A 22,659-nucleotide genomic window follows, 5' to 3' on the forward strand; every position below is an offset into this window, starting at 1 on the left:
CCAGCGGCGGAAACAGGGAGTCGCTGTTGGGGCCGCGGCCAGCAGGATGCGAGGCCCGCACCAAGGGCCGAAGCAGACGCTGGGAGCCGCAACCCGGGCAGTGGCACGCCGCAGGCGTGACGGAGAGGTTATTATGATGCAGCTTTCGCTGCCGCCTCCACCACATGGCTCACGAGCACGGAAGTCGTCACGGTGCCGACGCCGCCGGGGACGGGAGTGATGGCCTCCACCACCGGCTCTGCCTCGCCAAAGCGGACGTCACCGCAGAGTTTGCCTTCCTCATTGACATGGATGCCCACATCCACGACGACCTGACCGGCCCGCAGATGCTCTGCGCCGATAAAGCCCATCTTGCCCATGGCCACCACCACAACATCGGCCTCACGGCAGACATCGGGCAGGTTCTGGGTGCGGGAGTTGCAGAGGGTGACGGTGGCGTTTTCCCGGTCCAGCATCATGGCTGCGGGCTTGCCCACCACGAGGCTGCGTCCCACGACGACGGCCCGCTTGCCAGAGAGGGGAATGCTGTAGAATTTCAGGATCTCAAGACAGGCCTGCGCCGTGCAGGGCGGGTAGCCGACGGCAGTGTTGGTGAAGACGCCGGCCAGCGAGCCGTCGGTGATGCCGTCAATGTCCTTTTCGGGCGAGAGCGCGGCGCGGATGGTCCTGTCATCAAACTGTTTGGGCAGGGGGCGGAAGAGCAGACAGCCGTGGATGGCGGCGTCTGCGTTGATGCCGGCAATGACGCGCAGCAACTCTTCCTGCGAAGCGTCGGCGGGCAGAAGGAACTGCTTCACCTCGACGCCCACTTTTGCACAGCGGGCCATGACGCCTTTCTCGTAGGAGAGGTCATCGGGGCGTTCGCCCACCCGGACGACGGCCAGCGTGGGGACAACGCCCTTTTCCCGCAGTGCGGCGCAGCGGGCGGCATTTGCTTCGTTCATGGCGGCCACGACGGGCGCACCCTTCAAAATGGTAGACATATACGTTCCCTTTCTATGCATCAGGCCCGCAGGCGGCTTGCTACGGACTGGTAGACTTCGTCGGCCAGCGGCACATATTCCGCCAGCATCCGGGCCGCTTTTTCGTCCAGCGCGGCGGCATGGGCGCGGTCAGTCATGAGCTTTGTGTTGATGGCGACATTCAGAGCCGACGCCTGAAGTGCGGCCTTGCAGAACAGCGCCGCACAGCCTGCGTCTGAGACAGCCAGCACGCTGCCCTTTTCGGCGTAATCGGCCGCAAGACGGATGCCCTCACAGCAGGCATCCATGATGTCCAGCGGCACGGCGCAGGCCCCGTCCAACGCCTCGGCCAGCACAGCGGCCTTGCGGGCCTGCTGTTCAGGCGTCTCTCTGGGCAGGCCGTAGGCCGCCGCCAGAGGCGTGAATGCGTCGGCGTCAGCCTGCACGAGGGCTTCCAGCCGTTTGCGCAGTGTTTCAGCACGGGCATTCAGCGCCAGGATCTCTTTTTCCACGGCGGAGTATTTCTTTTTGCCGGTGGTGAGATTCCCCACCATATTGCCCAGCGCGACGCCTGCCGCGCCCACGAGGGCCGCTGCGCCGCCGCCGCCCGGGGCGGGGGCTTTGCTGGCAAGCCGGCTCAGAAAGTCCTCACAGCTCAGTTGTGTCAAATCCAAAGTAAAGTCCTCCCTCTGTCACGAATCCGTCCAGTTTTTCGTCATAGGCGTCCACTGCCGCTTTATCCACCCGCTGGGCCTCAAAGGCCACACCTATTTTCACAGCCCGGGTGCAGCGGGGGAGGTAGCGGTCATAATAGCCTTTCCCCATCCCCACCCGGTGGCAGACTGCATCAAAAGCCGTGCAGGGGACCAGCACGAGGTCGAGCTTGTCCGGTGGCAAAATTGCAGACCGGCTCAAAATGGGCGTGCGGATGCCGTAAGTACCCACTTCCCAGCCGTCCGGCCCCGGCACGGCGGCTGTCAGCGAAAAGCTCTCGCCGCAGACGGGGTAGGCCAGCGTTTTGCCCTGCCGGGCCGCTTCCACAGCCAGCGCCGAGAGATCGGCTTCACCGCCGAAGGCCGCATAAAGCAGGATGTTTTCTGCCTTTTTGAAGCAGTCCAGAGCCATGATGCGGGCGCAGAGAGCGGCGTTGGAATGGGTGCGCTCGGTGTCCGACAACGCCCGGCGGGCCGCAATGCCCGCTTTGCGCTGTGCGGCTTTTTGCTCCGTGATGGTCATGGCAATGCGCTCCTTTCTGCACCCGGTGGGCAAATCTGCACAAAAACCGGGACGGATTTTTGTTATAATAATAAGCGCTGAGCGCAGAAAAAGCAAGGCTTTGGCAGGATGGGTGAAATATCTTCATTTAACCGAAAAGAAACGAATCAAACCGTATCGGTTTGTGCGAAATGCTGTTGAAGAAATCCACGATGTCTGGTATCATGGAAACAGACGGGCCGGAATGAGCGGACGCCCGCGCGAACTGATTTTTTGCATCAGAGAGAGGGGTAAATAGTATGTACAACGATATGATGGATACCATCGGCCTCGTGGAAAAGGCCGACCCGGAGCTGGCTGCGGCTATGAACCGTGAGCTGACCCGCCAGCGGGAAAATATCGAGCTCATCGCCAGCGAGAACATCGTCTCGCCCGCCGTCATGGCCGCCATGGGCAGCATCCTCACCAACAAGTACGCCGAGGGCCTGCCCGGCAAACGCTACTACGGCGGCTGTGCCTATGTGGATGAGGTGGAGAACATCGCCATCCAGCGCGCCTGCAAGCTGTTCGGCGCAAAGTACGCCAACGTCCAGCCCCACTCCGGCGCACAGGCCAATCTGGCCGTCTACTTCGCCCTGCTCGATCTGGGCGATACCGTTATGGGCATGGACCTGTCTCAGGGCGGTCATCTGACCCACGGCTCTCCGGTGAATATGTCCGGCAAGAACTATCACTTCGTATCCTACGGCGTCGGCGAAGATGGCCGCATCGACTATGCTGAGCTGGAAAAGCAGGTCAAAAAGGTCCGTCCCAAGATGATCGTGGCAGGCGCTTCGGCCTACCCCCGTGCCATCGACTTCGAAAAGCTGGCTGAGATCGCCCACGGATACGGGGCCTTCCTGATGGTGGATATGGCCCACATCGCGGGTCTCGTGGCCGGCGGGATGCACCAGAGCCCGGTGCCTTATGCCGACGTCGTGACCACCACCACCCACAAGACCCTGCGCGGCCCCCGCGGCGGCCTCATCCTGACCAATAATGCTGTGCTGGCCAAGCGCATCAACTCTGCCGTCTTCCCCGGCACCCAGGGCGGCCCGCTGGAGCACGTCATCGCGGCCAAGGCCGTCTGCTTTGGCGAGGCACTCAAGCCCGAGTTCAAGGACTACGCCCGCAAGATCGTGGAGAACGCACAGGCCATGGCCGCTGAACTGCAGGCTCGCGGTGTCAAGCTGGTGTCCGGCGGCACCGACAACCACCTGATGCTCCTCGACCTGCGGGACGAGGAATGCACCGGCAAGGAGCTGGAAGCCCGCCTCGACAGCGTCCACATCACCGCCAACAAGAACACCGTCCCCGGCGAGACCCGCAGCCCCTTCGTGACTTCCGGCGTCCGTCTGGGTACTCCGGCTGTCACCACCCGGGGCATGGGCGAGGCCGAGATGAAAGTCATTGCGGACTGCATCGCCGACTGCATCTGGCACTACGACGAGAAGAAGGACGACATCTCCGCCCGTGTGCTGGCCCTGACCAAGGCTTTCCCCCTGTACGAATAATGGATTTTTGACGTGTCTAAGCCTCTCCCTCTGGAAGAGGTGTCACCGAAGGTGACGGAGAGGGCAAGCTCGGTTCCAAAGAATATCTGCACAGCGATAAGCATTAGCTTTTGTAAGAGTGATGCTGTCGCTGTGTTTTTTATTTCTCTGCAGCGTCCCTGCCCTCTCAGGCGCTGCGCGCCAGCTCTCCCAAGGGGAGAGCCTGAAAAGGAAATCATTTCCTCAGCCGCAGGGTCTGACATGCTTTGCCTTTCGTATCTGGTAGGATGGAATAGAGGACAGGCCCCGAGGGCGCTGACTCTGAACGAGGGAAAAAACTTCTCATCAGCGGAAAGGAAAGAATACTATGAGTAATTATCAGATGCGGATGCCCGCCCAGTATACATCCATCGGGGACGACGAAATGGTGCTGCTCTGCGGCGGCGAGACCACGGCATGGCAGACGTTCCAGGACATTGGCCGTGTGCTGAACTATGTGGCGCGCATTTTCTCGGCGGGCAGCTCCATCGTCAACAATGTGGTCACCATCGTCAATTATTTCAATAAGCTCGAAGACCTGCTCCCGGTCATCGGGGAAGTGTGAGGCGCGGACGCGATAAAAGAAAAGGGGCTGTTGCAGTGCAACAGCCTCTTTGTGTGTTATAGCTTATAGCAGTTTGCGTTTTTAATGCACAAGCAACATCCGCAAACTGCATATCGCAAATATGCCGTTTCGATAGGCACTATTTTTGAAAATTGCGATAGTAGTGCAGCTTGTCAGCGGTCAGTGCCTCGAGCACGGGCAGCATGGCAGCAGCCTCAGCCTTTGCGGCGGGCAGGTCCATGTCGCGGTAGTTACCGCACTCCACCTCGCTTGCGCCGGGGACATCGCCCTCAAACGCAGCCATGAAGCGGAAGGACTCCACCGTCAGGCTCAGCGCCTCGGCGGGGGTCAGGCCCCGGGTCAGCAGGTAAAAGCCGGTGCGGCAGCCCATGGGGCCGACGTAAATGACGCCGTCCTTATACTGGCTGTTGCGGGCGTAGGTGGCGAAGAGGTGCTCCAGCGTGTGGGCCGAACCGGTGGAGAGATAATCGCCGTGGTTTGGCTTCTTCATCCGGATGTCCCAGGTCAGAACATCGCCGTCCTGACGGCTCAGGTACATGCCGCGGTCGAGCTTGGTGTGGTCTACGCAGAAACTTGCAATGCGCTCCATGCTGTGCCTCCCGAGATCAGGCCTGCAGACGCTGGACGCTGCCGTGTGCGCAGTCCACAGCGACCATCAGACCGTCGCGGATGTGGGCGGTAGCGCCGACGGCACCCACGATGGTGGGCTTGAGCAGGGCCTTGCCGGCGATGGCGGCGTGGCTGTTCAGGCCGGCTTCCTCGACCACCAGAGCGGCGGCGTCACGGACGTAGCTCAGCATCTCGTTGGAGGTGGAGGGGACGACCAGGACCATGCCAGGCTTGAACTTTGCACGGATCTCCTCGATGGTGCGGCAGACGCAGGCCTTGCCGGTGGCGTTGGCCAGAGCAGCGCCCTCGGGGCCGACGCCGACGCCGGTAGCCAGGCAGTTGCCGATCATGTGGATCTTGATCATGTTTGTGGTGCCGGAGACGCCCACGGGGACGCCGGCAGTCACGACAGCCAGCTCACCGTCGTGCAGATAGCCGTGCTCTTTGGCCAGGGTGGTGGACTTCTCGATGAGCTCATCGGTGCTGGTGGCGAGGTCCATCATGAGCGGGGTGATGCCCCAGGAGATGGACAGCTGGCGCTGGACCTGCTCGTCCATGACGCAGGCGATGATGGGCTGAGAGGGGCGGTACTTGCTCAGCAGGCGGGCAGTGTTGCCGGACTCGGACACGGTGACGATGGCAGAAGCGTTGACGTCCTTTGCGGTCAGGCAGGCAGCGTGTGCGGTAGCGTCGCTGACGCTGATCTGGCCGGCGGCATCGGTCAGGCGGTTGTCGCGGTAGTGGACCTCGTTCTCGGTGCGCTCTGCAATGGCGGACATGGTCTTGAGGGCCTCAACAGGGTATGCGCCCGCAGCGGTCTCGCCGGAGAGCATGATAGCGGAAGTGCCGTCGTAGATGGCGTTTGCCACGTCGGAGATCTCGGCGCGGGTGGGGCGGGGGTTGACCATCATGCTGTCCAGCATCTGGGTAGCAGTGACGATGGGCTTGCCGAAGGAGAAGGAACGGTCGATGACGCTCTTCTGGATGCCGGGCAGCTCAGTGAAGTCGATCTCGACGCCCAGGTCGCCGCGGGCGACCATGACGGCGTCGGCAGCGGACAGGATGCTGTCGATGTTATTGACGCCCTCGCGGTTCTCGATCTTGGCGATGATGCGGATGTTGGAGTCGTACTCGTTCAGCAGGTTGCGGATGTCGTAGACGTCCTGTGCGGTGCGCACGAAGGAAGCAGCGATGAAGTCGAAGCCCTGCTGGACACCGAAGATGATGTCATCGCGGTCGCGCTGGCTCAGGTAGGGCATGGACAGGTGGACGCCGGGGACATTGACGCCCTTCTTGGTCTTGATCTTGCCGCTGTTGAGCACTTCGCAGACGATGTCGGTGTCCGTGACGCTCTTGATGGCCAGCTTGATGAGGCCGTCGTCCAGCATGATGGTGCCGCCCTCGTGGACGTCCTGGGGCAGGTCCTTGTAGGTGATGGAGCAGATCTCCTTGGTGCCCTCCACCTCGCGGGTGGTCAGGGTGAAGGTCTGACCGGCTTCCAGCATCTCAACGCCGTTCTTGAACTCCTTCAGGCGGATCTCGGGGCCTTTGGTGTCCAGCAGGGCAGCAACGGGCTTGTTCAGCTCAGCGCGGATAGCCTTCAGCATGTCCAGACGGCCCTTGTGCTCCTCGTAGGAGCCGTGGGAAAAGTTGAAGCGGGCCACGTTCATGCCGTTGGCGACCAGCTCGCGCAGGACGCCGTCCTTATCGGTAGAAGGGCCAAGGGTGCAGATGATCTTCGTTTTTCTCATAAATATACCTCTAACAGTCTCTTTTTTCCTCTATGATGGGCGCACAGGTGCCAGATATGCCCTGCGGCCGCTGGCCGGACATCGGCCCGGTCAGGGGTGTTTGAAAACCTTACCATTCTATATTATAACCGCTTGTGTACAAGAGAGCAAGAAAAAATTCGGCAAAGAAAACCTTAAATTTTCGTGATAGATGCCGGAGAGATAAAACGCTTGCGAAAAGTGCGTCCATCGCCTATAATAGGGCTAAGCAAAAGTCTCACTTCTGCCCCGAAGGGACAGAGGTGAGCGCAAAATGATAGAAACGGAGTGAAAGCGTAATGGAAAAGCGCGTTTTTCTGATCGTTCTGGACAGCTTCGGCATCGGCGCAGAGCCGGACGCCGCAGCCTTTGGCGATGAGGGGACCAACACCCTCGGCGCCATCGCCAACCACCCCAACTTCAACTGCCCCAACCTGAAAAAACTCGGACTGTTCAACATCGACGGTGTGACCGTCGGCGAGAAGGATGCCGCCCCCATCGGCTCCTTCGCCCGCCTGCAGGAGCAGAGCATGGGCAAGGATACCACCATCGGCCACTGGGAGATCGCCGGTGTCGTCAGCCCCAAGCCGCTGCCCACCTTCCCGGACGGCTTCCCGGACAGCCTCATCCACGAGTTCGAGGAAAAGACCGGCCACAAAGTCCTCTGCAACAAGCCCTACTCCGGCACACAGGTGCTGAAGGACTACGGCGAGCAGGCCATGAAGGAGGATGCCCTCATCGTCTACACCAGCGCCGACAGCGTGTTTCAGGTCGCCGCCAACGAGGAGCTTGTGCCGGTGCATGAGCTGTACCGTTACTGCGAGATCGCCCGCGAGATGCTGAAGGGCGAGTACGGCGTGGGCCGCGTCATCGCCCGTCCCTTCCTCGGCCGCACCGCCGACACCTTCTACCGCACCACCAACCGCCACGACCTGAGCCTCAAGCCGCCCCGCAAGACCATGCTGGATCTGCTCAAGGACGCCGGTAAGGACGTCATCGCGGTCGGTAAGATCTTCGACATCTTCGACGGCGAGGGCGTGACGGAGAAGATCAAGACCACCGGCAACACCAACGGCATCGCTTTCACCAAGGCCCTGCAGACCCGCGACTTCGAGGGTCTGGCCTTCGTGAACCTCGTCGATTTCGATATGCTCTACGGCCACCGCCGCGACGTGGCAGGCTACGCCGCCGCCGCCACCGAGTTCGACAAGTTCGTTGCCGACTTCATCCCCGGGATGCGGGAGGGCGACATTCTGATGGTCACGGCCGACCACGGCTGTGACCCCTCCTACACCAAGACCACCGATCATACCCGCGAGTATGTGCCGTATCTCATCTGCGGCAAGGGCGTCAAGCCGGGCGTTGACCTCGGCACCAGGCTCTGCTTCGGAACCATTGCACAGACCATCTGCGACTATCTGGGTGTGGATGCTTCCACGCTGGACGGCCAGAGCGTGCTGAGCGACATTTTAGCTTAAACAGGCAAAAGAAAAAGGACTGCGTGAGCAGTCCTTTTTCTTTTGCAATTCTATTTACGCTGCATCATTTTCAGCGCTGGAAGCGTCGCCGCTGCCGGAGCCGAACAGGGCGTCCAGCACGGTGGAAGCGGCCTGATGCAGGGAGGAAGCCGCCTGCTCCACCTGCTCCTGAGTCGGCATACTGAAGGACGGCGACTCGGTGGAGTCTGCCGGGGCTTCTTCGCTGCCGTCTGCAGGAACCTCGGTGGAAGCGCTGGGCTCACCGGAGGCGTCACCCTCGGTGGGCTGGCTGTCAGCGGGGGCCTCTTCCGCCGGGACTTCGCTCTCGGCGGGCTCTTCTGCGATAACGCTGTCGGGAGATTCCTCCGGGATGGATGCACCGGCGTTGGGGTCGGCGGTCGGCGTGAAGACATCGGTCTTCTCGGGGGTCTGGCTGGTGCTGGTGAGCTTGTCCTCGCCGCCCAGAACCGCTGCGATGAGGGCCTTGGCTTCGTTGACCGAGTTCTCATCCGGCTTCATGACGTAGAGGCTCTGGCCCTTGGCGGAGTAGCACTTGGTGCTCTTCGCGCCCGAGCCGGTGACGGTGTAGCTCTGGATGTCCCAGTTGGCAAGGTCGCCCAGCTGCATCCGGACCAGCGCAGAGATCTGTTCCTGCGAGAGGCTGGTGACGAAGCAGTCGGCGGCGGCGTCCATCAGCTTGGAGAAGCCCATGAGCAGGGCGGGAGACTTGAGCTTGTTGACCATCGCGTCGATGACTTTCATCTGGTTGATGCCGCGCTGGATGTCGCCGGTCTTGAAGGCGTGGCGCTCACGGGCAAAAGCCAGAGCGGACTTGCCGTCCAGATGGTTCCAGCCCTCGGCGAAGGTGGTGGGGTCGTAGTAGCCGGGGCTGCCCACCGAGGTGAAGGCCTGGTCGGAGTAGACGTCCACGCCGCCGATGGCGTCGATGATGTTGATGAAGCCCGCAAAGTTGATGCGGAGGTAGTGCTCCACATTCACGCCGTAAAGGTTGCCCAGCGTGGCCATGCTGGTCTCGACGCCGTAGAGGCCGGCGTGGGTCAGCTTGTCCTTGCTGTCGGTGCCTGCGAGGTCAACATAGTAGTCGCGCGGGGTGTTGATGAGGGCCGCCTGCTTGGTGGTGGGGTTGACCACAGCGAGGATGTTCACGTCGCTGCGGGCTTTTTCGGTCAGCTCGCCGCGGTTGTCTACACCGCTGAGGTAGACGACGAACGGCTCTTTCGTGATCTTATTCGCCTCTGCGCCGGTGAGCAGGCCGGAAGTCATGCTGTCCAGTGCGGTCAGACCCTGCTGCGCCCAGACACAGCCCACGGCCAGCGCGGCGCAGAGCAGGACGGACAGCACCCGGGCCACGACGGCACCGCTGCGGGAGGCGAGGCACTTGCGCACCAGCAGCCAGAGCAGCACCAGAAGCGCAGTGATGATAACGAGGTAGAGCACCGGCAGCATCTGGGTGCGCCAGAGCTGCACCAGCGCGGCAAGGCTCAGGATGGCCTGCAGTACCAGCAAGACCATTCCTCCTTTCGGAAGTTTGTCGTCAGCGGGGGCGGGCTCGCTGGGGTGCAGCGGCTCCCACTGTCTGCGGGGCGGCACCGGAGGTTTCGGCGGCTCAGACGGAGGCGTCGGTGCCGGTTTCGGCGGTGCTTTGGGGCGGGGAGGCTCCGGCGAGAAGAAATCGGCGCTGTCTACCTCCACTTCGTCGGGCTCGCTGCGCTTGATGCCCCGGTGGATGTGCCGGGGGCCTTCGTCGTTATTCTGGGGATGGGTATGCTTGTTTTCGTCAAACATAGGCGTTCACTCCTTTGGATGTGTATGCCATCATGTGGTGGGGATGATGCTCAGCACAGCCCGGGCGGGCAGGCAGGTGGCCGTCTGGTCTTCCTCGCTGAGCCAGCCGAAGGACTCGCAGATGTGGTCAGGGCAGGGCGAATCTACAAAGCGGGCCGCGCCGTCCTGGATCTTGATGTGGACGGTGAGATAGCCGGTGTCCACATCGTAATCGGCGTCTTTTTCGAGGGGAAAGGTCAGCCTGGTGTTACTGTCGCCGTAGATGAGCTCTGCGCAGAGAGGCGCACCGGTCTGGTTTGCTTTCCGCACCAGCAGCAGCACGGCGGCTGCAGCCAGAATGACGGCGGCAAAGACCAGATTTATCAGCAGTTTTTTGTGTTGTTTCATAAAAAATTATCCTTTGAGCGGGATCTGTTCCAGCTCGGCCAGCCAGAGCGCGGCGGCTGCGTCGCTGGGCATCCGCCAGTCGCCCCGGGGCGAGAGGGTGACGCTGCCCACCTTGGGACCGTCGGGCAGGCAGCTGCGTTTGAACTGCTGGGCGAAGAACCGCCAGTAGAAGTTGCGCAGCCACTTGTAGAGCACTTCGTCCGGGTACTCGGCCCGGCCTGCGAAGGCCGCTTTCGCCAGCCGGAATATCTTCGACGGGCCGAAGCCGAAGCGGAGAACATAATAAAGGTAGAAGTCGTGCAGCTCATAGGGACCCACGAGGTCTTCCGTCTTCTGAGAGATCTCGCCGTCCTTGGCGGGCAGCAGCTCCGGGGAGACGGGGGTGTCGAGGATGTCCAGCAGCACCCGGCGCAGCTCGGCGGAGGCGGCAATGTCGGCCTCATACTGGACGAGGTGGCGCACCAGCGTCTTGGGGACACCGGCGTTGACGCCGTACATGCTCATGTGGTCGCCGTTGTAGGTGGCCCAGCCCAGCGCCAGCTCGGAGAGGTCGCCGGTGCCGACAACGAGGCCGCCGGTGCGGTTGGCAGTGTCCATCAGCTCGAGGGTGCGCACACGAGCCTGTCCGTTCTCGAAGGTGACGTCCAGCACGCTCTCGTCCTGGCCGATGTCCTTGAAGTGGCTGTGGACGGTGTTGGCGATGTCGATCTCGGTAAAGCTGACGGCCAGCTCGTCGCATAAGATCTCTGCATTGCTGCGGGTGCGGTGGGTGGTGCCGAAGCAGGGCATGGTCACGGCCAGCACATCGCTGGTGGAGCGGCCCAGCTGTTTCATGGCGCGGACGGCCACCAGCAGAGCGAGGCAGCTGTCCAGACCGCCCGAGATGCCGATGACCGCCGTCTTGGCGTGGGCATGCTCGAGGCGCTTGGCGAGGCCGTCGGCCTGCATTTTCAAGATCAACTCACAGCGCTCGGCCCGGCGGCGCTCGTCGTGGGGGATGAAAGGCGTGGGGTCTACCCAGCGGGAGAGCTTTGTCTCGGTGAGGGCAAGGTCGAAATCGACGGTCAGATACCCCTCAGAGCTGGGCTCGAAGCTGGTGTTGCGCGCCCGCTCCGACTCCATCCGCTGGCAGTCCAGCTCCGTCTCAGCCCAGCCGCCCTCGAAGGGAGACGTCTCGGCGAGGAGGGCGCCGTTCTCGGCGATGAGGTCGTGGCCGGCGAAGACCATGTCCTGGGTGCTCTCGCCGTGGCCGGCAGAAGCGTACAGGTAGCCGCAGAGCAGGCGGGCGGACTGGTTCGACACCAGCGCCCGGCGGTACTCGGCCTTGCCGACCGTCTCATCGCTGGCCGAAAGGTTCGCAATGACGGTGGCACCGGCCAGCGTGTGGAAGGTGGAGGGGGGCAGAGCGCTCCACAGGTCTTCGCAGATCTCCACGCCCAGAACGAAGCTGGGCATCTGGCGGCAGCGGAAGAGCAGGGACGTACCGAAAGGCACCTCCTGCCCGCAGACTGTTACCGTCTCTACCTCAGTGCTGCCCGGGGTGAACTGGCGCTTTTCGTAGAACTCGCCGTAGTTGGGCAGGTAGGTCTTGGGGACAAGGCCCAGCAGACGCCCGCCGCAGAGGACGGCGGCGCAGTTGTACAGCTTGCCACGCACCAGCAGCGGCAGGCCCACGAGGACCACGACATCCAGCTCCCGGCTGGCGTCCAGCACGGTCTGCAGGGCGTCCAGCGCGCCCTGCTGCAACGTGCGCTGCAAGAACAGATCGCCGCAGGTGTAGCCGGTGAGGCAGAACTCGGGGAACACCGCCAGCCTGACGCCGCGGGCGGCAGCGTCCTGTAACTGAGATACGATTTGGGAAGCGTTATAGTTGCAGTCGGCCACCCGCAGTGAGGGCGAGAGGGCAGCTGCTTTCAAAAAACCATCTTTCATCGGAGGATTTCACATCCTGTCTATTGAATTAAGGTCCCGGCGGAGACGTGCTCTGCGGGGTTTTGTTCAGTATACCACAAACCGGCCCAAACGAAAAGTGACAGTGTGGTTAAAGAAACAAAAAACGCTGCCTGCACACCGCAGACAGCGCTGAAAACAAAAGATGGAAAACGAGATAGACCGTAAGCCGGGTTCTGTATTAAACGACGATCTGTCTAGACCTGCCATTGCTGACAGGTTCGTGCCGCCTTCGGGACACGCGAGCAGCGCTGTACGTCCCATATAGGCGTTGCTTCCGGTAGGGTTTACAAAGCCGCATAGTCACCCATGCGCTGGTGAGCTCTTACCTCGCCCTTTCATCCTTACCGCATTGCTGCGGCGGTTTCCTTTCTGTTGCACTTTCCCTGAGGTCACCCTCGGCTGCCGTTAGCAGTTACCGTGCTCTGTGAGGCCCGGACTTTCCTCAGAGCGGTCAAAGCCGCCCCGCCGCCGTATGTTCCACTCGTTTTCCGCTCCTCATGATACCATAAAAAAACAAGATTTGCAAGAGAAAGAGAATTTTGCTATACTTATCTTATATGTTGCCCGCGCTGGAGGTGGGAAGATGAAGCTTTATTTCAAAGTCCCGCCCGAGGCGGATGGGATGCTGCTGCGTGGTTTTCTGCGCAAGTGCAGTGTCTCCACCGACCTGTCCCGGGCCGTGAAATTCCGGGGCAACGGCTTTTTTGCCGACGGTGCCCCCATCCTGGCCAACCGCCGGGTGGAGGCCGGGCAGGTCATCTCCTTTGAACTGCCGCCGGAGGGGGAGAGCGTTGTGCCGCAGAACGACATCCCGGTGGATGTGGTCTACGAGGACGCTTTTGCCCTCGTGGTGGAAAAGCCGCCCCATCTCGCAGTGCATCCAACCCTGAATTACCCGCTGGATACGCTGGCGAACGGCTATGCCGCCTGGGCGCTGCGTCAGGGTAGAAGCCCCGTCTTCCGCCCGGTGAACCGCATCGACAAGGACACCAGCGGCCTCGTGCTGGCGGCCCAGAATGGCTACGCCGCCCCGCTGCTGGCTCAGCGGGTGGAAAAGCTCTACTACGCCGTTGCAGAAGGAGAACTTCCCCTCGGGCCGGGCGTCATCGACGCCCCCATCGGGCGGCAGGGGGAGAGTATCATCGGGCGGTGCGTCACCCCCGATGGCAAACCCAGCCGGACGGAATATACCATATTGAAAGCCCAAAACGGCCTGAGCCTCGCGGCCTGCGTCCCGGTGACGGGCCGGACCCACCAGATACGGGTACATTTTGCATCCATCGGCCACCCGCTGGCCGGAGATGACCTCTACGGCGGGAGCCGGGCGCGCATCGGGCGGCAGGCGCTCCACTGCGCAAAACAGACGTTCTGGGTGCCGCGCTGCGAGCGGATGCCGGACGGCATCGGCATCGAAGTACCGGTGGACGAGACGACCCTGAGGCCGGTGACAGTGGAAAGCCCGCTGCCGGAGGATATGACAAAGCTTTTTGTCTAAATTTGTGTATTTCGTGAAAAGTAAGTGAAAGCTAAGCCCAAATTTTGTGTCAATGCTTGTTTCGGCGCTGGCAGGGTGTATAATAAATAGAGTTATTCTTGTCAAAAAAGCTGTCCTGATGCGGCAGCATGTCGATAACAGAGAAAAGAGACAAATCAGAATCTCCTGAAAATACAGGAAGGAGCATCCTTTTTGCTGGAAGATAAAACAACTGAAACGCGGCAGGACGAGCCAGCCGGTGCGCCGCGGCACACCGGCTTCCGCGCAAAGCTGCGCTCGCTTTGGGCGCAGCTCCAGTGCGTCCATCTGCTGCGCCGCCACCGGCGGTATCGCCGCCGCAGACACCGGCTGGACAATGCCTCCCGGAAGCTGCGCTCGTCGAAGCTGGTATTGCGCATTGGCGCAGCGCTCTACGCGCTGGGCTTTGGCGCGGAGTATGCTGCCGTGCGGGTGGGGCGTGCCGTCAAGTACGCCGCTCTCTGGGTTGCTGGAGGCATCCGCCGCTTTGCAAAGGCTCTGGCGGAGACGGCGTTCCCCGGCGCAGCACAGGTGGTTAAAGACCTGTTTGGCCCCATCGTGCTGTTTGCAAAGGGCATCGTGTCCCTTCTCATCCATGCCCACCGCATCCGCAGGGAGCAGGGCTTCGGTGCAGCATTTGAGGCCAGCGTCCACTACTTCAAAAACGGCGTCCGCCGCAACCTCAGTCTGCTGCCCCGCATGGCGATGTATGCCCTGCCCATCTGCGCACTGGCGCTGGGCGCAGCAGTGTTCCAATATGTCATCCACCAGCCTTATGCACTGGCCGTCCGGGTCAACGGCGAAACCGTGGGCTATGTGGCGAATGAGGACGTCTTCAACACGGCCCGCGAGGACGTGATGGAGCGTATCAGCTACGCCGGCACCGACAAGACCGAGTGGACCATCGAGCCGAGCTACACCCTCGCCATCGCCCACCACATGATGGACGAAAACGAGATGGCAAACGCCATCATCCAGAGCGCTGGCGACCAGATCAGCGAAGGCACGGCTCTTTATCTGGACGGCGAGTTGACGGCAGTGTGCAGTGACGGCAACGCGCTGCGGGATTACCTCGCCGCCATGCTCGACCCCTACGAGGAAGAAGAGGACGACCCCAATGTGAGCGTGGGCTTCAACAAGCAGGTCACGCTGGAAGACGGCCTCTACTTCAAGGAAGGCTTGCAGGATTTTGAGACCGTCCGACAGGAGCTGGTGGGCGTGAAGCAGGCCCAGAAGGTCTACACCGTCAAGGCGGGCGACACTCTCTGGTCCATCGCACATAACAATGACCTGACCTTCCGTGAGCTGTGCGCCCTCAACCCGGCGTTCAAGGGTGAGCCGCTGAGCGAGACGTCCAGCATCCTTGAGGGCGACCACCTCGTCATCACCAAAGAAGAGGCTGGCCTTGAGGTGCGCATCACCCGCATCGAGACCCGTGAGGAAGAAATCGCATTCTCCACGGAGACGACAAAATCCAACGAATATACGAAGGGAACCACCAAGGTGCTCCAGGAGGGCGAGAACGGTCTGCGCCGTGTGACCCTCCAGAACGTCTACGACACCAAGAATATCCTTGTGGACCAGAGCGTGCTTTCCACCGAGGTCATCAAGGAGCCGGTGAACAAGAAGGTGGTCGAAGGCACCAAGAAGGTGACTTCCAGCACCAAGTACATCACCGGCAGCGGCCAGTTCATCTGGCCTGTGCCGAACTACCGCTACTGCTCGCGCTGGTACGGCGGACGCCACAAGGGCGTGGACATCTGCGCCCCGGCCGGTACGCCCATCTACGCCTCCGCAGGCGGTACCGTCACCAAGGCGGGTTACAACAAGGCCGGTGCAGGTACGGGCTATGGCTACTCGGTCATCATCAACCACGGCGGCGGATACAGCTCTGTGTATGCACACTGCCTGTCCCTGACTGTCAGTGCGGGCCAGACCGTCCGGCAGGGCCAGCTCATCGGCTATCTGGGCAGCACGGGCCGTTCCACCGGCAACCACTGCCACTTCGAGATACGTCTCAATGGTTCGTACATTCCCCCGCAGAACGTATTCCCGGGGAAGAAATAATTTTATAAAAAGGAGATAATTCTTATGGCTACTCCTCACATCAGCGCCGAAAAGGGCGATTTCGCAAAGACTGTCCTGATGCCGGGCGACCCCCTGCGCGCAAAGTTCATTGCTGACACCTTCCTGAAGGATGTCCGTCAGGTGACGGATGTCCGCGGGATGCTGGGCTTTACCGGCACCTATGAGGGCCGTCCCATCAGCGTGATGGGCAGCGGCATGGGTATGCCCTCCATCGGCATCTATTCCTACGAGCTGTTCAAGTTCTACGATGTGGACAACATCATCCGCATCGGCTCCGCTGGCAGCTACACTGCCGACGCCAAGCTGTTCGACACCGTTCTGGCTACCGGTGCGGTCAGTGAGTCCAACTATGCCCGCGTCCAGAGCGGCAACGACCACGACATCACCTTCCCCAGCGAGACTCTGAATGACAAGCTGCGCGCCTCCGCCAAGAAGCAGGGCATCAAGCTCATCGAGGGCAACATCCACTCCTCCGACGTTTTCTACCGTCAGCCTTCCGATGCAAAGCCCACCTACTGGGAGCTGCTGCGCGACGAGCGCGGCTGCCTCTGCGTGGAGATGGAGAGCTTTGCTCTGTTCGCCAACGCCGAGGTGCTGGGCAAGAACGCTGCCTGCCTGCTGACCATCTCCGACAGCTTTGTCTCCCCGGAGATCACCACCGCAGAGCAGCGCCAGAAGAGCTTCACCGATATGATGAAGGTCGCACTGGGCGCGGAGTATTGATTTAACCATAATACAAAAAGACTGCTGTCGGCCGACAGCAGTCTTTTTGCTTCTCAGGTATCCGTGTAATGACCGTAACAGGACGCAATGATGATGTTTCCATCCTGCTCCCGGTAGACGATGCGGTGGGTGTCGTCGATACGCCGACTCCACCATCCGCTCAAATCTCCCTTCAAAGGCTCGGGCTTGCCGATGCCCTCATAGGTGTTCCGCTGAATGTCTTTTATGAGGGAGTTGATTCGCTTCAGCAGCTTTTTGTCCCGCGTCTGCCAAAGACAATAATCTTCCCACGCTTCCTCTTCCCACAGCAGCCTCATCAGTCCACCTCGATCAGTTCATGTTCGGTGAGCTTGGCTTTGCCGGTGTCAATATCATGGACGATTTGACGGAGATGGTTGATGTTGCTTTCAGAATAGAAGGGGTCAGCGGAGACTTCAAAGGGGATCCGATGCTCGCGCGACACTTTCTTTGCAAAAATCGTGAAGGCTGTCGTCATCGAAAGCCCCATCTCGGCACAGACCTCCTCCATGCTCCGCTTGAGGTCGGGGTCCATCCGAAAATTCACATTGACTGCGTTTGCCATTCTGATGCGCCTCCTTTATAATTCTATTATATTCATTTGTAATGACAAATGCAAGAGCTGTCATTGCATAATGCTGCGTAATTATCGCCGCTTGCACTTCTTAAAAGAATGATTTATACTTAAATACACGACACAGAAGAATGTACGACACAGAAGGGAATGAGGCCGATGAACAGAGAAACGGTGAACATGGTGCGCAGTCCGATTTCTGTGGAGGGGAACATCCGGCTTGTTCCGTATTATCCGGCCTACGATACAGCACTTGCGTGGTATCAGGATGCACAGCTCTGCAAACAGGTAGATAACAGGGACTTCGTTTATGATTTGCCACTGCTGAAGCGGATGTATCATTATCTGGACACACACGGGGAACTGTTTTATATCGAGTATCGGGGTGTGCTTTGTGGTGACGTCAGCCTGCGGACGACCGGCGAGCTTGCCATCGTCATCTGCAAGGAGTACCAGAATAAACACATCGGGCGGAAGGTCATCGAAAAAATGCTGGAGCTGGCTCGGGAAAGGGGTTTGGCGGAGTGCTTCGCGCACATCTATTCCTTCAATACCCAGTCGCAGAAAATGTTTGAATCCATTGGCTTCGTCCCACAGGACGAGGAACGCCATATCTACAAATTGCAAAAAGGAGAACCGACCATGACAAAACTGACTCTGGAAGAAAAGCAGGAGCTCATCCGGATGGCCCTTGCGGCCAGGGAGAGGGCTTACGCGCCTTACAGCGACTTTATGGTGGGCGCTGCCCTGCGCGCCGAGGATGGCCGCATCTTCACCGGCTGCAACGTGGAGAATGCCGCCTTTACCCCCACCAGCTGCGCCGAGCGGACGGCCCTGTTCAAGGCTGTGGCCGAGGGCGTGACCAGGTTCACCGACATCGCCGTGGTGGGTGCGCGCCGGGGCGAAGTCAACAAGCAGATCACCTCGCCCTGCGGCGTCTGCCGTCAGGCGCTGTTCGAATTCGGCGGCCCGGAGCTGAATGTCATCATGGCAAAAAGCCCGGACGATTTCATCGAGCGCAGCATGGACGAGCTGCTGCCCTTCGGCTTCGGTCCCTCCAACGTGGCGGGCAACAAGGCCGTGGAAGATTGAACACAGCTGCGCGAAAAAGGCTGGGTGGAGCGGATTTTCCGGGATAAGTATGTTTTTTATACAATTTTGATAAAATAATTGTAAATGTTTTGTAATCGGAAAAGGCTTGCATCTGTCACTTCTTCCCGCTATACTTGAGCCAGTAAATGTGCAAGTGCGCACATTTCGTCAACAAAACGCGATTATATTAAAATAAAAGGAGAGTTTTCATTATGATGATTTCTCGTCGTAACTTCCTGGCAGTGGCTGGCGCCGCTGCTGCTGCCGCTGCTCTGACTGCCTGCGGCGGTTCTTCCTCTTCCACTGCTTCCTCTGCAGCTGCCTCCACCAGCGCAGCCGCTTCCACCGCTGAGGGCGGCGAGAAGATCGTGAAGGTCGCTCTGACCTGCGACACCGGCACCATCGACGATGAGAGCTTCAACCAGGCCTGCTGGACCGCTGTTTCCGGCTACATGGGCGATGACTGCCAGTACTACATCCCCGAGGCTGACGCTTCCGATGAGGACCGCGAGACCATGATCCGTCAGGCTGTCAACGACGGCGCTGACGTCATCGTCTGCGTCGGCTACCTGTACGGCGCTTCCCTGGCATGGGCTGCTGACCAGTACCCCGATGTCAAGTTCATCGCTATCGATGTCACCCAGGGCGACATCGGCACCGACGCCATCCCCGCAAACTGCTACTGCATCACCTTCAAGGAGGAGCAGGCAGGTTATATGGCTGGCTACGCTGTCGTTAAGGACGGCAAGACCAAGCTGGGCTTCCTCGGCGGCATGGCTGTCCCCGCTGTCATCCGTTACGGCTACGGCTATGTGCAGGGCGCTGATGCTGCTGCTCAGGAGCTGGGTACCAACATCGACATCAACTACTTCTACGGCGGCCAGTTCTACGGCGATGCTAACATCACCTCCCGTATGGAGGGCTGGTACTCCAACGGCACGCAGGTCGTCTTCGCCTGCGGCGGCGGCATCTACACCTCCGCTGTTGAGGCTGCTCTGAAGAGCAACGGCTATGTCGTCGGCGTTGACGTTGACCAGAACTACATCGGTGTCAACGGCGTGGCAGACGGCTCCTTCGCTTACAACCCCTTCATCACCTCCGCTATGAAGGGCCTGACCGAGGCTGTCAACACCGCTCTGTCCGACATCGATGCAGGCGATTGGGGCGACATCGCTGCTTCCAACGGCAACTTCGGTCTGGAGGACGGCGACTACGTCGGTCTGCCCACTGATGCTGACAGCTGGAACTTCGAGACCTTCACCACCGACGAGTACGAGGCTCTGAAGGAGAAGATCAAGAGCGGCGAGATCACTGTGGACAACAGCTCTGACGATAGCACCAAGCCCACCGTCAGCGAGTTCACCACCGTCAACTACATCCAGTAATCAGAAACTTCCCGGGCGGGACGCTTTGCAAAGGGCGTCCCGCCTTTTTTGTATGCTTTTTCAAGACGATGAAGGAATGTTCGTCGAAATGTACAAAAGTAATACTTATGATACAGCAAAACACTAAATTTTCAAAAAGAAGTGTGCAAAACAGCAAAAATACGGTATAATGGGCATTACAATAGTATAAGTGTCGTTTGGACACGAAAGGAGAGTGAGCAGATTGGCAGAGGATTTTGTGATCGAGATGCTCCATATCACCAAGGAGTTCCCGGGCATCAAGGCAAACGACGACATTACCCTGCAGCTGCGCAAAGGTGAGGTCCATGCCCTGCTGGGCGAGAACGGCGCAGGCAAAAGTACCCTGATGAGCGTGCTGTTCGGCCTGTATCAGCCGGAGGAGGGTAAGATCCTCAAAAACGGCAAGGAGGTCGCCATCCGCAACCCCAACGATGCAAATGCACTGGGCATCGGCATGGTCCACCAGCACTTCAAGCTGGTGGAGTGCTTCAGCGTGCTGGACAACATCATTCTGGGCGTGGAGCCCAACAAGCTGGGCTTTTTGCAGAAGGCCGAGGCCCGCAAGAAGGTCGTGGCCCTGAGCGAGAAGTACGGTCTGCGTGTTGACCCCGATGCGCTCATCAGTGATATTTCGGTCGGTATGCAGCAGCGCGTGGAGATTTTGAAGATGCTCTACCGCGACAATGAGATCCTCATCTTCGACGAACCCACCGCTGTGCTGACCCCGCAGGAGATCGACGAGCTGATGGAGATCATGCGCGGGTTCAAGAAGGAGGGCAAGTCCATCCTCTTTATTACCCACAAGCTCAACGAGATCATGGCGGTCGCCGACCGCTGCACCGTCCTGCGCAAGGGCAAGTATATGGGTACCGTGGACATCAAGGACACCACCAAGGAAGAGCTTTCCCGCATGATGGTCGGCCGTGATGTCCAGCTTCAGGTCGATAAAAAGCCCGCTCACCCGGGCGATGTCGTGCTGGACGTGGAGGGCGTCACCATCCATAACGACCAGCGCAAGAAGGACTCCGTCAAGGACGTCACCTTCCAGGTCCACGCAGGCGAGATCGTCTGTCTGGCGGGCATCGAGGGCAACGGCCAGACCGAGCTTGTCTATGGCCTCACCGGCCTCGAAAAACTGTCGGGCGGCAAGATCACACTGGACGGCAAGGACATCACCCGCGAGAGCATCCGTCAGCGCTCGAAGGACGGCATGAGCCACATCCCCGAAGACCGCCACAAGCACGGTCTGGTGCTGGATTACAGCCTCGAGAACAACATGGTGCTCCAGCGCTACTGGCAGCCCGAGTTCCAGAAGGGCGGCTTCATCCAGTCCGATAAAGTCCGCGAGTACTCCGATAAGCTGATCGCTCAGTACGACGTCCGCAGCGGTCAGGGCAGCTCCACCATCGTGCGCAGCATGTCCGGCGGCAACCAGCAGAAGGCCATCATCGCCCGCGAGATCGACAAAGACCCCAAGCTGCTGGTGGCTGTTCAGCCCACCCGCGGCCTGGATGTCGGCGCTATCGAATACATCCACCGCCAGATCGTCGCCCAGCGCGACAAGGGCAAAGCTGTCCTGCTGGTCAGCCTCGAGCTGGATGAGGTCATGAACCTGTCCGACCGCATCCTCGTCATGTACGAGGGCGAGATCGTGGGCGAGTTCGACCCCAAGACCACCACTGTGCAGGAGCTGGGCCTCTACATGGCCGGCGCACGCAAGCAGGGAAAGGAGAGCAAATAAATGAACAAGAAAAAACTTTCCCACAGCAACCTCAACAGCTCCATCACCAGTGTGCTGGCCGCGCTGCTGTGCATCGTCATCGGCATGGCTGTGGGCTTCCTCGTGCTGCTGGCCATCAACCCGGCCCATGCATGGGGCGACGGCTTTGTCCGCATCATTAAGGGCGGCTTCCATGACGCCCCCTACGGCGTCGGCAAGGAGCTGGCCAACGCAGCACCCCTCATCATGACCGGTCTGTCCGTGGCCTTCGCCTTCAAGACCGGCCTGTTCAACATCGGTGCTGCCGGTCAGTACACGCTGGGCGCTTACGGCGCACTCTACTGTGCCATCATGCTCAAGATGCCCTGGTATGTCTGCCTGATCGTCGCCACCATCCTCGGCGGCATCTGGGGCGCTATCCCCGGCTTCTTCAAGGCTTACTTCAACATCAACGAGGTCATCACCTCTATTATGTTCAACTGGATCGGCCTGTATCTGGTCAATGAGCTTATCTACCAGAACGGCACCGGCCCCATGTACGACGTGCGCAACACCCGTACCCTGAACCTGAGCAAGAACGCTGAGTACGCCCAGTCCATCATCCCGGACTTCGGCCTGAACAAGATGTTCCAGACCAATAGCACCACCATTGCGATCTTCCTCGCTGCGGCAGTCGCCATTCTGATCTGGGTCATCCTGAACAAGACCACCTTTGGCTATGAGCTGAAGGCCGTCGGCCTGAACAAGAGCGCCGCCCGCTACGCCGGCATCAACGAGAAGAAGAACATCATCCTCTCCATGGCCATTGCAGGCGCTCTGGCAGGCTTCGGCGCCGGCCTCTACTACCTGTCCAACGTCTCTCAGTGGAACCCGCTGAACTCCACCAGCCTGCCGGCCATGGGCTTCAACGGCATCTCTGTGGCCCTGCTGGCAAGCTCCAACCCCATCGGCACCATCTTCTCCGCAATCTTCATCTCCCACATCTCGGTCGGCGGCTCTTTCCTGTCCACCAAGTATTACCCCACCGAGATCTCCGACCTGATCAGCGGTATCATCATCTACCTGTGCGCATTCTCCATGCTGTTCCGTGGCAAGATCCACTCCATGCTGTTCAAGAATGCGGACAAGACCAACGTGAATGCAGAGCCTGCCCCTGCTAAGACCGAAACCAAGAAGGAGGGCAAGTGAT

General features: G+C 60.0%; 20 protein-coding genes, 1 other RNA gene and 1 pseudogene. 11 read left to right on the plus strand and 11 right to left on the minus strand.

What is annotated here, in order from left to right:
* Positions 1-131 precede the first annotated feature (131 nt).
* The 3 genes from AAAU26_RS06175 to AAAU26_RS06185 are packed head-to-tail and all read right to left on the minus strand — an operon-like array spanning position 132 to position 2,198.
* Positions 132-983: a bifunctional 5,10-methylenetetrahydrofolate dehydrogenase/5,10-methenyltetrahydrofolate cyclohydrolase gene (locus AAAU26_RS06175; protein WP_227619118.1), complete on the minus strand. Its 852-nt coding sequence runs from the start codon at positions 981-983 to the stop codon at positions 132-134.
* 20 nt (positions 984-1,003) lie between these two features.
* The gene (locus AAAU26_RS06180; RefSeq protein ID WP_227619119.1) at positions 1,004-1,636 is read right to left on the minus strand and encodes a cyclodeaminase/cyclohydrolase family protein; all 633 of its coding nucleotides are present in this window, start codon (positions 1,634-1,636) and stop codon (positions 1,004-1,006) included.
* Entirely contained in the window at positions 1,611-2,198 is a 588-nt protein-coding gene (locus tag AAAU26_RS06185) for a 5-formyltetrahydrofolate cyclo-ligase (protein ID WP_227619120.1), read from the minus strand. The genes AAAU26_RS06180 and AAAU26_RS06185 overlap by 26 nt, the downstream gene beginning before the upstream one ends.
* Positions 2,199-2,476: 278 nt before the next feature.
* On the opposite strand from AAAU26_RS06185, the gene glyA reads away from it, so the two are divergent.
* The gene (glyA, locus tag AAAU26_RS06190) at positions 2,477-3,730 is read left to right on the plus strand and encodes a serine hydroxymethyltransferase (protein WP_207676416.1); all 1,254 of its coding nucleotides are present in this window, start codon (positions 2,477-2,479) and stop codon (positions 3,728-3,730) included.
* A gap of 346 nt (positions 3,731-4,076) precedes the next feature.
* Entirely contained in the window at positions 4,077-4,313 is a 237-nt protein-coding gene (locus tag AAAU26_RS06195; protein WP_227619121.1) for a hypothetical protein, read from the plus strand.
* A 139-nt stretch (positions 4,314-4,452) separates the two neighbouring features.
* Here the strand turns inward: AAAU26_RS06195 and AAAU26_RS06200 are convergent, their stop codons facing one another.
* Entirely contained in the window at positions 4,453-4,923 is a 471-nt protein-coding gene (locus AAAU26_RS06200) for an S-ribosylhomocysteine lyase (RefSeq protein WP_158396516.1), read from the minus strand.
* Positions 4,924-4,939: 16 nt separating this feature from the next.
* Positions 4,940-6,694 carry a pyruvate kinase gene (gene pyk, locus AAAU26_RS06205; protein WP_158396517.1) on the minus strand — a complete coding sequence of 585 codons (1,755 nt, stop codon included), beginning with the start codon at positions 6,692-6,694 and terminating at the stop codon, positions 4,940-4,942.
* Between the two features lie 317 nt (positions 6,695-7,011).
* On the opposite strand from pyk, the gene AAAU26_RS06210 reads away from it, so the two are divergent.
* Positions 7,012-8,190 (plus strand): phosphopentomutase, encoded by a 1,179-nt coding sequence (locus AAAU26_RS06210; RefSeq protein ID WP_207676418.1) that lies wholly within the window; start codon positions 7,012-7,014, stop codon positions 8,188-8,190.
* Positions 8,191-8,244: 54 nt separating this feature from the next.
* Here AAAU26_RS06210 and AAAU26_RS06215 read toward each other — a convergent pair whose 3' ends face one another.
* The 4 genes from AAAU26_RS06215 to rnpB form a co-directional block, all read right to left on the minus strand.
* Positions 8,245-9,996, minus strand: a complete 1,752-nt coding sequence (locus AAAU26_RS06215) for an LCP family glycopolymer transferase (RefSeq protein WP_207676419.1) — start codon at positions 9,994-9,996, stop codon at positions 8,245-8,247.
* A gap of 30 nt (positions 9,997-10,026) precedes the next feature.
* The gene (locus AAAU26_RS06220; RefSeq protein ID WP_158402251.1) at positions 10,027-10,383 is read right to left on the minus strand and encodes a NusG domain II-containing protein; all 357 of its coding nucleotides are present in this window, start codon (positions 10,381-10,383) and stop codon (positions 10,027-10,029) included.
* A gap of 6 nt (positions 10,384-10,389) precedes the next feature.
* The gene (locus AAAU26_RS06225; RefSeq protein ID WP_227619122.1) at positions 10,390-12,315 is read right to left on the minus strand and encodes an NAD(+) synthase; all 1,926 of its coding nucleotides are present in this window, start codon (positions 12,313-12,315) and stop codon (positions 10,390-10,392) included.
* Positions 12,316-12,482: 167 nt separating this feature from the next.
* An RNA gene (gene rnpB / locus AAAU26_RS06230) (RNase P RNA component class A) lies at positions 12,483-12,820 on the minus strand.
* Between the two features lie 99 nt (positions 12,821-12,919).
* Here rnpB and AAAU26_RS06235 point away from each other — a divergent pair.
* The 3 genes from AAAU26_RS06235 to deoD all read left to right on the plus strand — a co-directional run bounded on the left by AAAU26_RS06235 (position 12,920) and on the right by deoD (position 16,660).
* The gene (locus AAAU26_RS06235) at positions 12,920-13,831 is read left to right on the plus strand and encodes an RluA family pseudouridine synthase (protein ID WP_207676421.1); all 912 of its coding nucleotides are present in this window, start codon (positions 12,920-12,922) and stop codon (positions 13,829-13,831) included.
* A 192-nt stretch (positions 13,832-14,023) separates the two neighbouring features.
* Complete coding sequence (locus AAAU26_RS06240; RefSeq protein ID WP_227619123.1) at positions 14,024-15,916, plus strand: M23 family metallopeptidase; 1,893 nt, start codon at positions 14,024-14,026, stop codon at positions 15,914-15,916.
* A 24-nt stretch (positions 15,917-15,940) separates the two neighbouring features.
* Positions 15,941-16,660 (plus strand): purine-nucleoside phosphorylase, encoded by a 720-nt coding sequence (gene deoD, locus AAAU26_RS06245; protein ID WP_158396531.1) that lies wholly within the window; start codon positions 15,941-15,943, stop codon positions 16,658-16,660.
* A gap of 53 nt (positions 16,661-16,713) precedes the next feature.
* Here deoD and AAAU26_RS06250 read toward each other — a convergent pair whose 3' ends face one another.
* Both AAAU26_RS06250 and AAAU26_RS06255 read right to left on the minus strand, forming a co-directional pair.
* Positions 16,714-16,977: a Txe/YoeB family addiction module toxin gene (locus AAAU26_RS06250; protein ID WP_112148125.1), complete on the minus strand. Its 264-nt coding sequence runs from the start codon at positions 16,975-16,977 to the stop codon at positions 16,714-16,716.
* Complete coding sequence (locus AAAU26_RS06255; protein WP_022257594.1) at positions 16,977-17,243, minus strand: type II toxin-antitoxin system RelB/DinJ family antitoxin; 267 nt, start codon at positions 17,241-17,243, stop codon at positions 16,977-16,979. Before AAAU26_RS06255 ends, AAAU26_RS06250 begins: the two co-directional genes overlap by 1 nt.
* A 189-nt stretch (positions 17,244-17,432) precedes the next feature.
* Between AAAU26_RS06255 and AAAU26_RS06260 the strand changes: the two are divergent.
* From AAAU26_RS06260 to AAAU26_RS06280, 5 genes and pseudogenes are all read left to right on the plus strand, one after another.
* A pseudogene (locus tag AAAU26_RS06260) lies at positions 17,433-17,846 on the plus strand (GNAT family N-acetyltransferase); the annotation flags it as partial.
* Positions 17,820-18,344, plus strand: a complete 525-nt coding sequence (locus AAAU26_RS06265) for a cytidine deaminase (protein ID WP_489705582.1) — start codon at positions 17,820-17,822, stop codon at positions 18,342-18,344. The pseudogene AAAU26_RS06260 and the gene AAAU26_RS06265, both read left to right, overlap by 27 nt.
* A gap of 212 nt (positions 18,345-18,556) precedes the next feature.
* Positions 18,557-19,729 (plus strand): BMP family lipoprotein, encoded by a 1,173-nt coding sequence (locus AAAU26_RS06270; protein ID WP_217211222.1) that lies wholly within the window; start codon positions 18,557-18,559, stop codon positions 19,727-19,729.
* 247 nt (positions 19,730-19,976) lie between these two features.
* Positions 19,977-21,491, plus strand: coding sequence for an ABC transporter ATP-binding protein (locus tag AAAU26_RS06275; protein WP_149794197.1), 1,515 nt, complete (start codon positions 19,977-19,979; stop codon positions 21,489-21,491).
* On the plus strand, positions 21,492-22,658 hold the full coding sequence (locus tag AAAU26_RS06280) for an ABC transporter permease (protein WP_227619124.1): 1,167 nt from the start codon (positions 21,492-21,494) through the stop codon (positions 22,656-22,658).
* Position 22,659 lies beyond the last annotated feature (1 nt).

The sequence above is a fragment of the Faecalibacterium longum genome (assembly GCF_040094125.1).
GTDB classification, from domain to species: domain Bacteria; phylum Bacillota; class Clostridia; order Oscillospirales; family Ruminococcaceae; genus Faecalibacterium; species Faecalibacterium longum.

Excerpts from the sequence above, each read along its gene's own strand:
- AAAU26_RS06265 (WP_489705582.1), top strand. The coding sequence starts at position 17,820 with ATGTTTGAATCCATTGGCTTCGTCCCACAGGACGAGGAACGCCATATC.
- AAAU26_RS06185 (WP_227619120.1), bottom strand. The coding sequence starts at position 2,198 with ATGACCATCACGGAGCAAAAAGCCGCACAGCGCAAAGCGGGCATTGCG.
- AAAU26_RS06195 (WP_227619121.1), top strand. The coding sequence starts at position 4,077 with ATGAGTAATTATCAGATGCGGATGCCCGCCCAGTATACATCCATCGGG.
- AAAU26_RS06275 (WP_149794197.1), top strand. The coding sequence starts at position 19,977 with ATGCTCCATATCACCAAGGAGTTCCCGGGCATCAAGGCAAACGACGAC.
- pyk (WP_158396517.1), bottom strand. The coding sequence starts at position 6,694 with ATGAGAAAAACGAAGATCATCTGCACCCTTGGCCCTTCTACCGATAAG.
- AAAU26_RS06215 (WP_207676419.1), bottom strand. The coding sequence starts at position 9,996 with ATGTTTGACGAAAACAAGCATACCCATCCCCAGAATAACGACGAAGGC.
- deoD (WP_158396531.1), top strand. The coding sequence starts at position 15,941 with ATGGCTACTCCTCACATCAGCGCCGAAAAGGGCGATTTCGCAAAGACT.
- AAAU26_RS06270 (WP_217211222.1), top strand. The coding sequence starts at position 18,557 with ATGATGATTTCTCGTCGTAACTTCCTGGCAGTGGCTGGCGCCGCTGCT.
- glyA (WP_207676416.1), top strand. The coding sequence starts at position 2,477 with ATGTACAACGATATGATGGATACCATCGGCCTCGTGGAAAAGGCCGAC.
- AAAU26_RS06255 (WP_022257594.1), bottom strand. The coding sequence starts at position 17,243 with ATGGCAAACGCAGTCAATGTGAATTTTCGGATGGACCCCGACCTCAAG.
- AAAU26_RS06250 (WP_112148125.1), bottom strand. The coding sequence starts at position 16,977 with ATGAGGCTGCTGTGGGAAGAGGAAGCGTGGGAAGATTATTGTCTTTGG.
- AAAU26_RS06225 (WP_227619122.1), bottom strand. The coding sequence starts at position 12,315 with ATGAAAGATGGTTTTTTGAAAGCAGCTGCCCTCTCGCCCTCACTGCGG.
- AAAU26_RS06220 (WP_158402251.1), bottom strand. The coding sequence starts at position 10,383 with ATGAAACAACACAAAAAACTGCTGATAAATCTGGTCTTTGCCGCCGTC.
- AAAU26_RS06235 (WP_207676421.1), top strand. The coding sequence starts at position 12,920 with ATGAAGCTTTATTTCAAAGTCCCGCCCGAGGCGGATGGGATGCTGCTG.
- AAAU26_RS06200 (WP_158396516.1), bottom strand. The coding sequence starts at position 4,923 with ATGGAGCGCATTGCAAGTTTCTGCGTAGACCACACCAAGCTCGACCGC.
- AAAU26_RS06210 (WP_207676418.1), top strand. The coding sequence starts at position 7,012 with ATGGAAAAGCGCGTTTTTCTGATCGTTCTGGACAGCTTCGGCATCGGC.
- AAAU26_RS06280 (WP_227619124.1), top strand. The coding sequence starts at position 21,492 with ATGAACAAGAAAAAACTTTCCCACAGCAACCTCAACAGCTCCATCACC.
- AAAU26_RS06175 (WP_227619118.1), bottom strand. The coding sequence starts at position 983 with ATGTCTACCATTTTGAAGGGTGCGCCCGTCGTGGCCGCCATGAACGAA.